13 protein-coding genes are annotated in these 13,836 nt (G+C 74.9%); 8 read left to right on the forward strand and 5 right to left on the reverse strand.

Features of this window, described 5'->3' with window-relative positions; all coding sequences use genetic code 11:
• The first annotated feature begins 2 nt into the window (after window positions 1–2).
• Together ACF1BN_RS18255 and ACF1BN_RS18260 are read left to right on the forward strand one after the other, a co-directional pair.
• On the forward strand, window positions 3–731 hold the full coding sequence (locus ACF1BN_RS18255; RefSeq protein ID WP_392332622.1) for an enoyl-CoA hydratase family protein: 729 nt from the start codon (window positions 3–5) through the stop codon (window positions 729–731).
• Between the two features lie 281 nt (window positions 732–1,012).
• Window positions 1,013–1,540, forward strand: a complete 528-nt coding sequence (locus tag ACF1BN_RS18260) for a TetR/AcrR family transcriptional regulator (protein ID WP_392332906.1) — start codon at window positions 1,013–1,015, stop codon at window positions 1,538–1,540.
• Window positions 1,541–1,585: 45 nt separating this feature from the next.
• Here ACF1BN_RS18260 and ACF1BN_RS18265 read toward each other — a convergent pair whose 3' ends face one another.
• On the reverse strand, window positions 1,586–2,548 hold the full coding sequence (locus ACF1BN_RS18265; protein ID WP_392332907.1) for a threonine/serine dehydratase: 963 nt from the start codon (window positions 2,546–2,548) through the stop codon (window positions 1,586–1,588).
• A gap of 544 nt (window positions 2,549–3,092) precedes the next feature.
• Here ACF1BN_RS18265 and ACF1BN_RS18270 point away from each other — a divergent pair.
• Complete coding sequence (locus ACF1BN_RS18270; protein ID WP_392332623.1) at window positions 3,093–4,160, forward strand: isopenicillin N synthase family dioxygenase; 1,068 nt, start codon at window positions 3,093–3,095, stop codon at window positions 4,158–4,160.
• Between the two features lie 155 nt (window positions 4,161–4,315).
• Here ACF1BN_RS18270 and ACF1BN_RS18275 read toward each other — a convergent pair whose 3' ends face one another.
• On the reverse strand, window positions 4,316–5,416 hold the full coding sequence (locus ACF1BN_RS18275) for a citrate synthase 2 (RefSeq protein WP_392332624.1): 1,101 nt from the start codon (window positions 5,414–5,416) through the stop codon (window positions 4,316–4,318).
• Between the two features lie 224 nt (window positions 5,417–5,640).
• Here ACF1BN_RS18275 and pdxH point away from each other — a divergent pair, with 224 nt between their 5' ends.
• Complete coding sequence (gene pdxH / locus ACF1BN_RS18280) at window positions 5,641–6,267, forward strand: pyridoxamine 5'-phosphate oxidase (RefSeq protein ID WP_392332908.1); 627 nt, start codon at window positions 5,641–5,643, stop codon at window positions 6,265–6,267.
• Between the two features lie 389 nt (window positions 6,268–6,656).
• On the opposite strand, the gene ACF1BN_RS18285 is transcribed toward pdxH, so the two are convergent.
• Both ACF1BN_RS18285 and ACF1BN_RS18290 read right to left on the reverse strand, forming a co-directional pair.
• Window positions 6,657–7,400, reverse strand: coding sequence for an ABC transporter permease (locus tag ACF1BN_RS18285; protein ID WP_392332909.1), 744 nt, complete (start codon window positions 7,398–7,400; stop codon window positions 6,657–6,659).
• Entirely contained in the window at window positions 7,397–8,335 is a 939-nt protein-coding gene (locus tag ACF1BN_RS18290) for an ABC transporter ATP-binding protein (protein WP_392332625.1), read from the reverse strand. Before ACF1BN_RS18290 ends, ACF1BN_RS18285 begins: the two co-directional genes overlap by 4 nt.
• A gap of 106 nt (window positions 8,336–8,441) precedes the next feature.
• Here ACF1BN_RS18290 and ACF1BN_RS18295 point away from each other — a divergent pair, with 106 nt between their 5' ends.
• The 3 genes from ACF1BN_RS18295 to ACF1BN_RS18305 all read left to right on the forward strand — a co-directional run bounded on the left by ACF1BN_RS18295 (window position 8,442) and on the right by ACF1BN_RS18305 (window position 12,089).
• Window positions 8,442–9,686, forward strand: coding sequence for a sensor histidine kinase (locus ACF1BN_RS18295; RefSeq protein WP_392332626.1), 1,245 nt, complete (start codon window positions 8,442–8,444; stop codon window positions 9,684–9,686).
• Window positions 9,687–9,983: 297 nt separating this feature from the next.
• Entirely contained in the window at window positions 9,984–10,646 is a 663-nt protein-coding gene (locus ACF1BN_RS18300) for a response regulator (protein ID WP_392332627.1), read from the forward strand.
• Between the two features lie 117 nt (window positions 10,647–10,763).
• Window positions 10,764–12,089 carry a PAS domain-containing protein gene (locus ACF1BN_RS18305; protein WP_392332628.1) on the forward strand — a complete coding sequence of 442 codons (1,326 nt, stop codon included), beginning with the start codon at window positions 10,764–10,766 and terminating at the stop codon, window positions 12,087–12,089.
• Window positions 12,090–12,103: 14 nt separating this feature from the next.
• On the opposite strand, the gene ACF1BN_RS18310 is transcribed toward ACF1BN_RS18305, so the two are convergent.
• Window positions 12,104–12,859: an SIS domain-containing protein gene (locus ACF1BN_RS18310; RefSeq protein WP_360314967.1), complete on the reverse strand. Its 756-nt coding sequence runs from the start codon at window positions 12,857–12,859 to the stop codon at window positions 12,104–12,106.
• 184 nt (window positions 12,860–13,043) lie between these two features.
• On the opposite strand from ACF1BN_RS18310, the gene ACF1BN_RS18315 reads away from it, so the two are divergent.
• On the forward strand, window positions 13,044–13,733 hold the full coding sequence (locus ACF1BN_RS18315) for an iron dependent repressor, metal binding and dimerization domain protein (RefSeq protein ID WP_392332629.1): 690 nt from the start codon (window positions 13,044–13,046) through the stop codon (window positions 13,731–13,733).
• The last annotated feature ends 103 nt before the right edge of the window (window positions 13,734–13,836 follow it).

A 13,836-nucleotide genomic window follows, 5' to 3' on the forward strand; every position in this document is an offset into this window, starting at 1 on the left:
ACATGACCCTGGTCGCCGTCACCGAGGAACGGGGGATCACCACCCTCGCCCTCGACGCACCGGACACCCGCAACGCCCTCTCGGCGGCGCTCGTCACCGAACTCGGCGAGGCGCTGGCGGCGGCCGGGAAGGACCCGTCGGTACGGGCGGTGGTGCTCACGCACACCGGCTCCACCTTCAGCGCGGGCGCGGACCTGAAGGCGCCGCCGAGCCCGTACGCCTTCGTCGACCTGCTCCGGCAGATCGTCGAGCTGCCGAAGCCGGTCGTCGGGCTCGTACGGGCCGGCGGCCGGGCCCGCGCGGGCGGCCTCGGCCTGCTGGGCGCCTGCGACGTCGTGGTGGCCGGGGAGGGGGCGGACTTCGCCCTGACGGAGGTACGGATCGGGGTGGCGCCCGCGGTGATCTCGCTGACCCTGCTGCCGAGGCTGGAGCCGCGCGCGGCCGCCCGCCACTACCTCACCGGCGAGCGCTTCGGCGTCCCCGAGGCCCGGACGATGGGCCTCGTCACGGCCGGCGAGGACGAGCTCGACGCGATCCTCGACGGCCTGCGGGCGGGCTCGCCGCAGGGCCTGCGCGAGGCGAAGCGGCTGCTCACCGCTAGAGTCCTGGAGACCTTCGAGCGCGACGCGGAGGAGCTCGTGCAGAGATCGGCCACGCTCTTCGCCTCCGCCGAGGCGCGCGAGGGCATGACGGCCTTCCTCGAACGACGGGACCCCGAATGGCGGCTGTGACCGCGCACCGGCAGCAGGACGGACAGCCGGACTCCGACGGCGCCGGGGCGTCCGAGCCGAGTCCGGCCGCCGACCCGAGTCCGGCCCCCGACCGCGATCCGGCCGTCGACCGGCGCGGGGCCTCCGGCCGGAGTCCGGACGTCGACCGGAGCCCGGCCGCCGACCGTAGCGGGGCTTCCGACCGTGCCCCGGCCGCCGACCGTAACGGGGTTTCCGACCGTGCCCCGGCCGCCGACCGCAGCCCCAAGCAGGACCGGAGCCGGGCCACTCGGCAGCGGCTCCTGGAGGCCGCCGTGGCCTGCCTGGCCGAGTACGGCTGGGCGGGCTCCACGGTGGCCGCGGTCGCCGAACGGGCGGGGGTCTCCCGGGGCGCCGCCCAGCACCACTTCCCGACCCGCGAGGACCTGTTCACGGCGGCGGTCGAGTACGTCGCGGAGGAGCGCTCGCAGGCACTGCGGTCGCTGCCCACCGACGACCGGGCGCAGACCGTCGCCGCGCTCGTCGGCCTCTTCACCGGCCCGCTCTTCCGGGCCGCCCTCCAGCTGTGGGTGGCCGCGTCGAACGAGGAGCAGCTCCGCGCCCGGGTGACCGAGCTTGAGGCCCGGGTGGGCCGCGAGTCGCACCGGATCGCCGTCGAGCTGCTGGGCGCCGACGAGTCCCGCCCCGGCGTCCGGGAGACCGTCCAGGGCCTCCTGGACATGGCCCGGGGCCTGGGCCTGGCCACTCTCCTCACCGACGACACCACCCGCCGCGACCGCGTGGTCGCCCAGTGGTCCCGCCTCATCGACGAGGCGCTGGCCTCCCCCTGACCTGACCTGACCTGACCTGACCTGACCTGGCCCGTCACCGACGTCCTAGGACGGGACTCCGAAGCGTTCCGCCCAGGCGGTGACGTCGGTGGTGGTGGCGTTGCCGCCGCAGACGACCAGGCCGAGGCGGGCGTCGGGGCCGACGCGGTCGAGGACCCTCCGGGCGGCCGGGAGGAGACAGCCCGCGGCGGGTTCGGCCCAGACCTTGGCGTGCTCGGCCAGGTCGAGCGTGCCGCGGACGGCCTCCGCGTCGGTGACCGTGACGACCTCCTCGACCAGCGCGGCGACGTGCGCGTGGGTGAGCGAGGAGACCGTCGGCGCGCTCAGCGTGCTCACCACGGAGGAGAGTTCGACCTGCACCGGGCCGCCCGCGGCGAGCGCGGCCGTCATGGCGTGCGCGCCGTCGGTCTCCACGCCCCAGATCCGGACGCCGGGGCGGCGGGCGCGCAGGGCGGTGGCGACGCCGGAGATCAGGCCGCCGCCGCCGATGCTGACCAGGACGTCGGTGAGCTCCCCCGCGTCCTCGGCGAGTTCCAGGCCGACGGTGCCCTGCGCGGCGACGACCAGCGGGTCGTCGAAGGGGTGGACGAGGGTGAGGCCCTCGTCGCACAGCTCCTCCATGAGCGCGAAGGCGCCCTTCATGGTGTCGGCGAGCAGCACCTCGGCGCCGGCCGCCTCGGCCCGGGCGACCGCCCGGGCGGGCGCGGAGCGGGGCATGACGACGGTGGCGCGGACCCCGAGCGCGCCCGCCATGACGGCGAGCCCGATGCCGTGGTTGCCGCCGCTGACCGCGGCGACCCCGGCGGCCCGCTCGGCGGGCCCGAGCGCGAGCAGCTTGGCGGCGGCCCCGCGCGCCTTGAACGAGCCGGTGCGCTGGAGCAGTTCCAGCTTGACGGTGACGTCGGCGCCGAGCAGCTCGCTCAGCCCGGGGCTGGGGAGCGTCGGCGTCCGCAGCACGTGCCCGGCAAGACGCTCTGATGCGGCCTCGACATCCGCGACGGTGATCAACACACCCCCACTCTGCCCCACCCCACCCCACCCGACACACCCCCACCGCCCCCCGACCGGACCCGCCGGCCTCCCCTGAGCGGACCCACCGGCACCTCGGCCCACCGGTCTCCCCTGAGCCGACCCACCGGCCCGGACCCGGCCCCAACGCACCCGCCCGGCCCCCGAGCCCCCGCGCCGGTCTCCGCCCCGGCCCCGGCCGCACCCCCGTGCCGGACCGGGCGGGAGACGTACCCGCACCCCCGCGTCGGACCGCCGGGAGACACCGGGCGCCCGCCCGCCCGCGCCGCGACCCCCTGTGACGCGGGCCACAGGCGATCCGTCGTGCGCGCAGTACGCTGGTCGCATGCCTCCGCTCGTTCGCCGCCGTCACGTGGACTTCGTCCGCGTCACGAGCATGAGCTGTCGCCGCGACGTCTGACCCCAGGGGCGCCCACCTCTCCGCCCCGCGAGGGTCCCTTCACCGACCCCTGTCGACCGGCACCCGCGGCCCCCGCCCCACCCCGGCGGCCGCCCCGGGACCCGTACACCCGCGGACGCACCCATGAGCCTCAGCGCACCCACCCGTTCCACCGCCTCCACCCCCGCCCTCTCGTACGCCTCGCAGCTCCCGATCGTCGACCTCTCGGCCGCCGGCCGCGGGCCCGGCGCCCGCCGGCTGCTGCACGCCCAGCTGCACTCCGCCGCGCACGACGTCGGCTTCTTCCAGCTGGTCGGGCACGGTGTGACCGAGGCGGAGGTACGGGCGCTCACCGACGCCATGCACGCCTTCTTCGCCCTCCCGGAGGCGGACCGGCGCGCGGTCGACAACCTCAACTCACCGCACTTCCGCGGCTACACCCGGGTCGGCGACGAGCGCACCGGCGGCTCCCGCGACTGGCGCGACCAGCTGGACATCGGCGCCGAGCGGCCCGCCCGCGCCCCCGCGCCCTGGGAGCCCCCGTACTGGTGGCTGGAGGGCCCCAACCAGTGGCCGGAGGCCCTGCCCGAGCTGCGTACGGCGGCGCTCCACTGGATCGACCGGCTCAGCGGCGTCGCCGAGAAGCTGCTGCGCGAACTGCTCGCCTCGATCGGCGCCCGCGAGGACTTCTACGCCGACATCTTCGGGCCCCGCGCCCATCCGCACCTCAAGCTGGTGCGCTATCCGGGCAGCAGCGGCGACGGCGACGACCAGGGCGTCGGTGCCCACAAGGACTACGGCTTCCTGACCCTGCTGCTCCAGGACCAGGTCGGCGGGCTCCAGGTGCAGCGGGAGGACGGCAGGTTCCACGACGTGCCGCCGCTGCCCGGCGCCTTCGTCGTCAACCTCGGCGAACTCCTCGAAGTCGCGACGAACGGCTATCTGATCGCCACCAACCACCGGGTGGTCTCCCCGCCCGGGGCGACGGAGCGCTACTCCGTCCCGTTCTTCTACAACCCGCGGCTCGACGCCCGGATCGCCCCGCTGGACTTCCCGTACGCGGAGCGGGCGCCGGGCGTGACGACCGACCCGGCGAACCCGCTCTTCGCCGAGTACGGCCGCAACGAGCTGAAGGGGAAGGTCCGCGCGCACCCGCTGGTCGCGGCGCGCCACCACGCGGACCTCCTCCTCCGACAGGACCTCCCGGCCTAGCCGACGGGCGACGGCCGACAGCCGGAGGGCACCGACCGACAGCCGCAGCCGGCAGCCGCAGCCGGCAGCCCTCAGCCGGAGGGCGCCGGCCGTGAGCCGCCAGGCATCAGCCGACAGCCGACAGCCGTCAGCCGCCAGGCATCAGCCGACAGTCGTCAGCCGACGATGTCGGCGAAGCCCTCGATCTCGCGCGGGTCCCGCTGGCCGGGGCCCGTGTAGCGGGCCGAGGGGCGCACGAGGCGGCCGGTGCGCTTCTGCTCCAGGATGTGCGCCGACCAGCCGGCCGTACGGGCACAGGTGAACATCGACGTGAACATGTGCGCCGGGACCTCGGCGAAGTCCAGCACGATCGCCGCCCAGAACTCGACGTTCGTCGCCAGGACCCGGTCAGGACGGCGGCTGTGCAGCTCCTCCAGGGCGGCCTTCTCCAGCGCGGCGGCCACCTCGTAGCGCGGGGCGTCCAGCTCCTTCGCCGTCCGGCGCAGCACGCGGGCGCGCGGGTCCTCGGCGCGGTAGACGCGGTGGCCGAAGCCCATCAGGCGCTCGCCCTTGTCGAGAGCCTGCTTCACGTACGCGACGGCGTCGCCGGTCCGCTCGATCTCCTCGATCATGCCGAGGACGCGGGAGGGCGCGCCGCCGTGCAGCGGGCCGGACATGGCGCCGACCGCGCCGGAGAGGGAGGCGGCCACGTCGGCGCCGGTGGAGGCGATGACGCGGGCGGTGAACGTGGAGGCGTTCATGCCGTGCTCGGCGGCGGAGGTCCAGTAGGCGTCGACGGCCTTGACGTGCTTCGGGTCCGGCTCGCCGCGCCAGCGGATCATGAAGCGCTCGACGACCGACTCGGCCTTGTCGATCTCGCTCTGCGGCACCATCGGCAGGCCCTGGCCGCGTGCCGACTGGGCCACGTAGGAGAGGGCCATGACGGCGGCGCGGGCGAGGTCGTCGCGGGCCTGCTCGGCGGAGATGTCGAGGAGCGGCTTGAGACCCCAGACCGGCGCCAGCATGGCCAGCGCGGACTGCACGTCGACGCGGATGTCGCCGGAGTGCACCGGGATCGGGAAGGGTTCGGCGGCCGGCAGACCGGGGTTGAAGGCGCCGTCGACGAGCAGACCCCACACGTTGCCGAAGGAGACGTGTCCGACGAGGTCCTCGATGTCGACCCCGCGGTAGCGCAGGGCGCCGCCTTCCTTGTCGGGTTCGGCGATCTCGGTCTCGAACGCGACGACTCCTTCGAGGCCCGGTACGAAGTCGGACATCAGGCGGCTCCCTCTATCGATGATCGATCAACCTAACGGCGGTCGCTGGTGGGACTCAACAGTCATCCAGCCGTCGAGTCTGTACGGTTCCGATGATGCGGGGAAGCGTGACATCCGGCACACTCCGCCGATCCGGCGACGAAGGGTTGGTGCCACGCCGTGGCGGGCACACTGGGGTGCTGCGGCAGGATGGCCCCGTGACCGACGCCCTGGACCCCGCCGACATGCGCGAGCAGTACCGCACCAAGGAACTGGCCGCGGCCGATCTCGCCCCCGATCCGATCCAGCAGTTCGGGGCCTGGTTCAAGGAGACCGCCGCCAGTCCGGCGATCCACGAGCCGAACGCGATGATCGTCTCGACCGCGACCCCCGACGGGCGGCCCTCGTCCCGTACGGTCCTGCTGAAGCACTACGACACCGCCGGCTTCGTCTTCTTCACCAACTACGGCTCCCGCAAGGGCGCCGAGCTGACCGCGAACCCGCACGTCGCGCTGCTCTTCCCCTGGCATCCGCTGGCCCGCCAGGTCATCGTCACCGGCCGTGCCGTGCGCACCGGCCGCGACGAGACCGCCGCCTACTTCCGCACCCGCCCGCACGGTTCCCAGCTGGGTGCCTGGGCGAGCGAGCAGTCGTCGGTGATCGCCTCGCGGCAGGAGCTGCTGGACCGCTACGAGGAGCTTGCCGCCCGCTACCCGGACACCGAGCGGGTCCCGGTCCCGCCCGAGTGGGGCGGCTTCCGGGTCGTCCCGGACACGGTCGAGTTCTGGCAGGGCCACGAGAACCGCCTCCACGACCGGCTGCGGTACGTCCGCGAGGGCGAGGGCTGGCACGTGGAGCGACTGGCGCCGTAGACGCCCCGGCTGTGGCTGTGGCTGTGGCTGTGGCTGTGGCCGCGTCCGGCGGCCCAAGGCCCCGGGAGGGCCCCGGGTGGTCCGCACGGCTCCAGGGACCTGTACGGCCCCGGGAACGCAGACGACCCGTGGGCCTTTGGTCCCGTCCGCCTAGGTTCGGACGGGAGCCGGCCGGACTTACCGGCGGCCCACGGGTCGGGTGACTGCTTGGGTTTCGGCAGCTGGCCTGCCGAGGTGCACATCGTGCGACGGCAGGCCTTAGCCCGCAGTCACCTCACGAGTCCGAAAAGAAACCATTTTTTCGGATCACCTCCTTTCGCGTGTGACCACACCCTACGAAGCCCCGGGGAGCGCCACAAGCGATTATTCGGAGCCCTTTCCGCCCGGCCTCAGGCGTCCCGCCGGCGCACCGCCCACCAGCCCGCGAGGAGCGCCGCCGCGGTCCACAGGGCGGTCACGCCGAGCCCGGTCCAGGCGCCGAGGGGCCCGAGCGGGTCCTGGAAGAGGATCTGCTGGCCGGCGCGGTCGGGGAGCCAGGTCGCGGCGCCCTCGGACACCCCGCCGATGACGAAGGACACGATCAGGATGAACGGGATCAGCAGGCTCAGCACCGCCACCGCGCTGCGCAGCAGGAAGGTCAGCCCCAGCGAGAACAGCGTGATCAGCGCCAGGTAGAGCCCGGCACCGAAGCAGGACCGCAGGGCGCCGGGGTCGCCGAGGCCGACGGCGTACTCCCCGAGGAAGGCGTTGGCCGTGAAGAACATGACGAAACCGGCCACCACGCCGACGGCGAGCGCGCCCGCCCCCACGACCGCCACCTTCGCCGCGTAGAAGAGGCCCCGGCGCGGCACGGCCGCCAGGGAGTTCCGCAGGGCGCCGTTCAGGTACTCGGAGGACGCGGCGGTCGCGCCGAAGGAGATGGCGGCGATCTGCACGAAGTTCATCGGGTAGTAGAGCCAGAACAGCGGGTCCATGTCGCCGGTCGCCGCTTCCGGCTGCCCGATGGCGGGGAAGACCGCCAGGGCGATGCCCAGGGAGGCGACGAGGACGGCGAGCAGCGAGCCGAAGCTCGACCGGATCGACCGGATCTTGATCCACTCGGAGCGCAGCACGGCGGTGGGGGACACGGTCAGACCTCCTGGGGGGTGCGGGCGGTGAACTCGGCGGCTTCCGCCGTGAGGGCCAGGTACGCCTGCTCCAGCGAGGCGCGCTCGTCGGCGAGTTCGAAGACCGGGATGCCCTCGCGGGCGGTGACCGCCCCGATCTCCTCGGCGGAGGCGCCCTCCACCACCCACCGGCCGTCCGCGTCCGCCGTGTCGCCGACCGCCCACCCCTTCGCGAGGAGCGTGGCCCGCAGACGTACCGGATCGCCGGTCCGCACCCGCACGCGCGCGTGGCTGTGGGAATCGATGAACTCCCGCATCGGCACGTCCGCGAGGAGCCGGCCCCGGCCCAGGACCACCAGGTGGTCGGCGAAGGTCGCGGTCTCGTTCATGAGGTGGCTGGAGACCAGGACCGTGCGTCCCTCGGCGGCGAGCCGGCGGAGGAGTTCGCGGATCCAGACGATGCCCTCCGGGTCCAGGCCGTTGGCGGGCTCGTCCAGCATCAGGACCCCCGGGTCGCCGAGGAGCGCGGCGGCGATGCCGAGCCGCTGCCGCATGCCCAGCGAGTAGCCGCGGATCCGGCGGCGGGCGGCGGTCTCCAGGCCCGTCTCGGCCAGCACCTCGTCGACCCGGCGGGCCGGCAGGCCGTTGCTGGCGGCGAGGAACCGGAGGTGGTCGCGGCCGGTCCTGGACGGGTGCGCGGCCTGCGCGTCGAGGAGGGCGCCGACCGTGCGCAGCGGCTCGTCGAGGGTCGGGTACGGGCGTCCGCCGATCGTCGCGGACCCTGAGGTCGGCCGGTCGAGGCCGAGGACGAGCCGCATGGTGGTGGACTTCCCGGCCCCGTTCGGTCCCAGGAAGCCGGTGACGCGCCCCGGCTCGACACGGAACGTCAGCCCGTCCACGGCCCGCGCCGGGCTCCTGCCGCCGTACTCCTTGGTGAGGTTCTTGACGTCGATGCTGGTCATGGCTCAAGCCTCGCGATCCGGCGGCCCCGGGCCATCCCCTGCCGGAGGGGACCGTCTCCCCCGTGCGGGGGAGCCGCCCGGGACGGCCCCTTGAGAGGATCGCCGAATGCCCGCACCGCCGCCGCTCCTTGAGACCCTCGTACGCCCCCTGGTCCGCGCGGTCACGTACACGCGCTGGCTGCACCTGCTGATCGGCGCGATCGTGCCGCTCGCCGGGGGCCTCATCTACCCGGGCCTCTCCGACCCGGGCGTCGTGGACTGGCTGATCGCGGCGGCGCTGCCGGTCCCGCTGGTCGCGGCGGCCGCCCTGCTGCCGTCGGCCCGCCGCGCCGAGGGCCTCCAGGCGCGCCTGATGCTCTTTCCCGGGAAGCACGCGCGCGTGCGGGGCACGAGCGAGGCGGCTAGCGGCGAGGTCGACACCGGCATCTCGGCGACCCCGTCGGCGTCCTGGACGGACCGGGGCAGGACGGCGCTGTGGCTGGTCTTCCGGATGGAGGCGGGGCTCGCGGCCTGGCTGCTGACGATCTGGCTGCTCCAGGTCACGCTGGTGCTGTCGGGGGTGTCGGTGGAGGAGCCGGTACTGGGCTCCGTGACCCCGCTCGCGGGGGCCGCGGCGCTGGCCCCGCTCCCCGCCCTGGCCCTGCTCGCGCTGGTCGTCGCCGGTGGCCGGCTGGAGACGCGGGTGGCCCGCCGGCTCCTCGGCCCGTCGGTGCGGGAGCGGATGGCGGCCCTGGAGGACCGCACGGAACGGCTCCTCGAACGCAACCGGATCGCCCGTGAGCTGCACGACTCCCTCGGCCACGCCCTCACCCTCGCCGTGGTGCAGGCGGGGGCCGCGCGGGCGGCCGGGGACCCCGAGTTCACCGATCGGGCGCTCGCCACCATCGAGGAGACCGGCCGGGCCGCCCTGGAGGACCTGGAACGCGTCCTGCTGCTCCTGCGCGAGACCGGCCGCCGCCCGGCCGGCGCTGGCCCCGGTCTCGACGAGGCGGCCCGGCTCCTGGACTCGGCCCGCTCCTCGGGCGCGGTGGTCGAGGCCGAGATCACCGGCCCTGTGGAGGAGCTTCCGGGCCCGGTCTCCCGGGAGGCGTACCGCATGCTCCAGGAGGCCCTGACGAACGCCCTGCGCCACGCGGGCCCGGTGCCGGTGGAGGTCCGGGTGACGGCGGACGACTCCCGGCTCAGCCTCCTGGTCACCAACCCCCTGCCCGACGGCCGTCCCCCCGCCGTCCCCGGCTCGGGCAGCGGCCTGCGCGGCATCCGCGAACGGGCCGCGCTCCTGGGCGGCGAGGCGAAGGCGGGCGTGGCGGACGGCACCTGGCAGGTGACCGTAGCCCTCCCCCTGCGCTGACCGACCCCCCAGTCCTCCCGCCGCACCGCCGGGCCCCGCCCCCTGTGACGCGCCGACCGCCGGGGCTGTGCCCTCCTGCCGCGCCCTCCTGCCGCGCCCTCCTGCCGTGCCGGCCTGCCGGGCTGCGCCCTCTCGCTGTGCCGGCGGTCCGGGCCGCGCCCTCCTGGCCAGGCCGCGCCCTCCCGCCGTACCTGCCGCCCGGACCGCGGCCCCCGCGCCGCGCCGGCGGTCCGGGCTCCGCCCTCCCGCCGCGCCGCGCCCCGGTTCCGCGCCGGGCGCGGTGGCTAGGCTGGCCGCATGGTGATCAAGGTCCTCCTCGTCGACGACGAACCCCTCGTCCGGGCCGGTCTGCGGGCCGTCCTGGCGGCCCAGTCCGACATCGAGGTCGTGGGCGAGGCGGCGGACGGCGCCGCCGTCATCCCGCTGGTCCGGAGCCTGCGCCCCGACGTCGTGGCCATGGACGTCCGGATGCCCCTCATGGACGGCATCGAGGCCACCCGCGCGGTCCTCCGCACGATCGACACCCCGCCGAAGATCCTCGTCGTCACCACCTTCGAGAACGACGAGTACGTCTACGGCGCCCTCCGCGCCGGAGCCGACGGCTTCCTCCTCAAGCGCGCCCGCCCCGCCGAGATCGTCCACGCGGTCCGCCTCGTCGCGGAGGGCGACTCCCTGCTCTTCCCCGCCGCCGTACGCGACCTGGCCGCCTCGTACGCCCGTGACCGCCCCGCGAACGAGGCCCACGAGGCCCTGCTCCGCGCCCGCCTGACCGACCGTGAGGAGGACGTCCTGCGGCTCATGGCCCGCGGTCTCTCCAACGCCGAGATAGCCGCCCGCCTCGTCGTGGGCACCGAGACCGTCAAGTCCCACGTCAGCGCCGTCCTCGCCAAACTCGGCGCCCGCGACCGCACCCAGGCCGTCATCGCCGCCTACGAATCCGGCTTCGTCTCCCCGACCTGACCCCACCCCGGACCTCTCGGCCGCTTCCCGCGAATCCGTTTCGCCGAACCTGATGTGTTCTGGGTCACGTTCCAGTTGAATGGCCTGCATCAGGGGGGTTACCGGGGGGAGTGCCGGGTGAGTGCTTTCACGGGGTCCGCGCGGGACACCGCTTCCGTGCCGGGGGCGGGTGGCGACCTGCTGGCCGCGCTGCTCGACGGGATGGACGCGGCGCTCTGCGCGCTGGACGCGGGCGGGACGGTCACGCACTGGAACCGCGAGGCCGAGCGGATCCTCGGCTGGCCGGCGGCGGAGGCCGTCGGGCGGCGCGGGTTCGACGGCTGGGCGGCGCGCAGTGCCGACGCGGAGGAGACGCTGGCGCGGCTGATGGGCGCGATGCGGACGCCCGGCCGGCAGGTGCACGAGCTGGCGCTGCTCCGCAAGGACGGCGGTCGGGTGCTGGTGCGCAGCCAGTCGGCGGGGGTGCGGGGCGCCGACGGGCGGCCCGCCGGGGTGTACTGCGCCTTCAGCGAGGTGCACGTGCAGATCGACCTGGAGCGGTCCATCGCGCTGAGCGAGGCGCTCTTCGACGACGCGCCCTGGGGCGTCGTCCTGATCGACGCCGACCTGCGCCCCGCGGTCGTCAACGGGCACGCGGCGCGGGCGATCGGCACGGGCCGGACGACGCTGCTGGGCCGCCCGCTGGGCGATGTCGTGGCCCAGGGGGTGGAGGAGCTGGAGGGCGCGCTCCAGCACGTGCTGGCGGAGGGCGGACCGCCGGCCCCTGCGGACCTGTGGGTGACGCTGGCGGCGGCCCCCGGTGTCGGGGAGCGGCGCCGGTGCTGGCGCAGCGGATTCGTGCGGCTGGCCTCGCCGCTGACGGAGGAGCCGGTGCCGCTGGGGGTGGCGTGGCTGTTCCAGGACGTGACGCGGGAGCGGCTGGCGGCGCGGGAGGCGGACCGGACCCGGTTCCGCTGGAGCCAGTTGCACCGGGCGGGCGTGGCGGCGGCCGAGTACGCGGATCCGGCGGAGGCGGTGGCGGTGCTGCTGGACTTCGCGCTGGCGGGGTTCGCCGACCACGGCCTGGTGGACCGGGTGGCGGGCGCCCGGCGGCTGACCCGCGCGGTGGCGTCCCCGGCGGGCGCCCCCGACGCGGACGGCCTCGGCGGCGGTTTCCCGCAGCGGTACGGCCCCGAGCATCCGGCGCTCCAGGCGTGGGACCGGGCGGGTTCGGTGCGGGTGGACGCGGGCCGGGACGCGGCGGCGTGGGCGGCGGACCGGCACTGGCCGGCGGACACCGCGCACGCGCTGTGCACGGCGCTGCGGTCCCGGGGCCGTACGGTCGGCGTCCTCACCTTCCTGCGGACGGCGGCCCGGGGCGCCTTCGACCGCCAGGACGCGCTCTACGCGGAGACGGTCGCGGCCAGGGTGGCGGCGGCACTGGACGTACCGCCGCTGCCCTGACGCGCCCTCGCCCGTCAGTGGCGGTAGAAGATCCGGTCCGCGTACTCGGTCATCACGCGGCCGTTCCACTCGTGCCCGCCGTCGACGTTCCCGGAGCGCAGCAGCGGCGGCTCGATGCCGCGCCGGACCAGCTCCTCCGCGGCGGCGGCCATGGTGGCCTGCATCAGGGCGCTGGTGACGACCGTGGAGGCGGGGGCGAACGGCGCCTCGATGCCCTCGTGGGTCAGCTCGGCGTCGCCGACGGCGATCCGCGAGTCGAGGACGATGTCGCAGTGGTCCTTGAGGTACGTCCCGGAGACGTGCCGGGACTTCGTCTCCGTCGCGTACGCCACCGAGGTGACGCCGACGACGGTGAGGCCGAGCGCGCGGGCGTTCATGGCCATCTCGACGGGCAGGGCGTTGCGTCCGGAGAGGGAGATGATGAAGAGCACGTCTCCGGCGCCGGCGGGGGAGGAGTCGAGGACGGCCCCGGCCAGGCCGTCGACCCGCTCCAGGGCGGAGCCGAGGGTCGCCGGCATGACGTCGACGCCGACCACGCCGGGGACGGCGAGGAGGTTCATCAGGGCGAAGCCGCCCGCGCGGTAGACGACGTCCTGGGCGGGCAGCGAGGAGTGCCCGGCGCCGAAGGTGAAGAGCCGGTTGCCGTTCGCGACGGCCTCGGCGACAGCGGCGCCCGCGGCGGCGATCTCCGCGGAGTCCCCGTCGCGCACCTCCTGAAGCAGACCGATCGCGGCGTCGAAGAACTGTCCGGCCAGCTTGCTCTCGCCCATGTGAGGAGGCTCCTTCTCGTCGAGGTCGCCGATCACGGTGCGGTCTGGACCATTGCTCTGTCAATACTGCCTCCCCCGCCCCGGTGCCCCCAGTTCTCCCGCTCCGGGGCGGGGGCCGCCCGCTTGTCGGCCGGATGCGCAAGAATTGGTGCAGGGCCAGCGCACGACTCATCGAGGGGCACGAATGTCCGGACTGATCGACACCACGGAGATGTATCTCCGCACCATCCTGGAGCTCGAAGAGGAAGGTGTGGTCCCGATGCGTGCCCGGATCGCCGAGCGGCTCGACCAGAGCGGCCCCACGGTGAGCCAGACGGTCGCCCGCATGGAGCGGGACGGCCTGGTCGCCGTGGCGAGCGACCGCCACCTGGAGCTGACCGACGAGGGCCGCAAGCTCGCGACCCGCGTCATGCGCAAGCACCGCCTCGCCGAGTGCCTGCTCGTCGACGTGATCGGCCTGGAGTGGGAGCAGGTCCACGCCGAGGCGTGCCGCTGGGAGCACGTGATGAGCGAGGCGGTGGAGCGCCGCGTCCTGGAGCTGCTGCGCCACCCGACGGAGTCGCCGTACGGCAACCCGATCCCGGGCCTGGAGGAGCTGGGCGAGAAGGCCGAGGCCGAGTCCTTCCTCGACGACTCGATGGTGTCGCTGGCGGATCTGGACGCGAGCGAGGCCAAGACGGTGGTCGTCCGCCGCATCGGCGAGCCGATCCAGACGGACGCCCAGCTCATGTACACGCTGCGGCGCGCGGGCGTGCAGCCCGGCTCGGTCGTGTCGGTCTCGGAGTCGGCGGGCGGCGTGCTCGTGGGCTCCAGCGGCGAGGCGGCGGAGCTGGACGCGGAGGTCGCGGCGCACGTCTTCGTCGCGAAGCGCTGAGGCGCCGGAGCGGGACGTCATGCGGGGCCGGGCGCGCGGAAAGCGCGCCCGGCCCCGTCGCGTGTGGCGGCCGCGTGCCTGCCCCCGTCGTGTGTGGCGGCCG

The sequence above is a fragment of the Streptomyces sp. NPDC014861 genome (genome assembly GCF_043081625.1).
GTDB lineage: Bacteria > Actinomycetota > Actinomycetes > Streptomycetales > Streptomycetaceae > Streptomyces.

Bases quoted from the DNA above. Each gene is read 5' to 3' on its own strand.
- ACF1BN_RS18255 (WP_392332622.1), top strand. From the start codon at position 3: ATGACCCTGGTCGCCGTCACCGAGGAACGGGGGATCACCACCCTCGCC.
- ACF1BN_RS18270 (WP_392332623.1), top strand. From the start codon at position 3,093: ATGAGCCTCAGCGCACCCACCCGTTCCACCGCCTCCACCCCCGCCCTC.
- ACF1BN_RS18275 (WP_392332624.1), bottom strand. From the start codon at position 5,416: ATGTCCGACTTCGTACCGGGCCTCGAAGGAGTCGTCGCGTTCGAGACC.
- pdxH (WP_392332908.1), top strand. From the start codon at position 5,641: ATGCGCGAGCAGTACCGCACCAAGGAACTGGCCGCGGCCGATCTCGCC.
- ACF1BN_RS18290 (WP_392332625.1), bottom strand. From the start codon at position 8,335: ATGACCAGCATCGACGTCAAGAACCTCACCAAGGAGTACGGCGGCAGG.
- ACF1BN_RS18295 (WP_392332626.1), top strand. From the start codon at position 8,442: ATGCCCGCACCGCCGCCGCTCCTTGAGACCCTCGTACGCCCCCTGGTC.
- ACF1BN_RS18300 (WP_392332627.1), top strand. From the start codon at position 9,984: ATGGTGATCAAGGTCCTCCTCGTCGACGACGAACCCCTCGTCCGGGCC.
- ACF1BN_RS18310 (WP_360314967.1), bottom strand. From the start codon at position 12,859: ATGGGCGAGAGCAAGCTGGCCGGACAGTTCTTCGACGCCGCGATCGGT.
- ACF1BN_RS18315 (WP_392332629.1), top strand. From the start codon at position 13,044: ATGTCCGGACTGATCGACACCACGGAGATGTATCTCCGCACCATCCTG.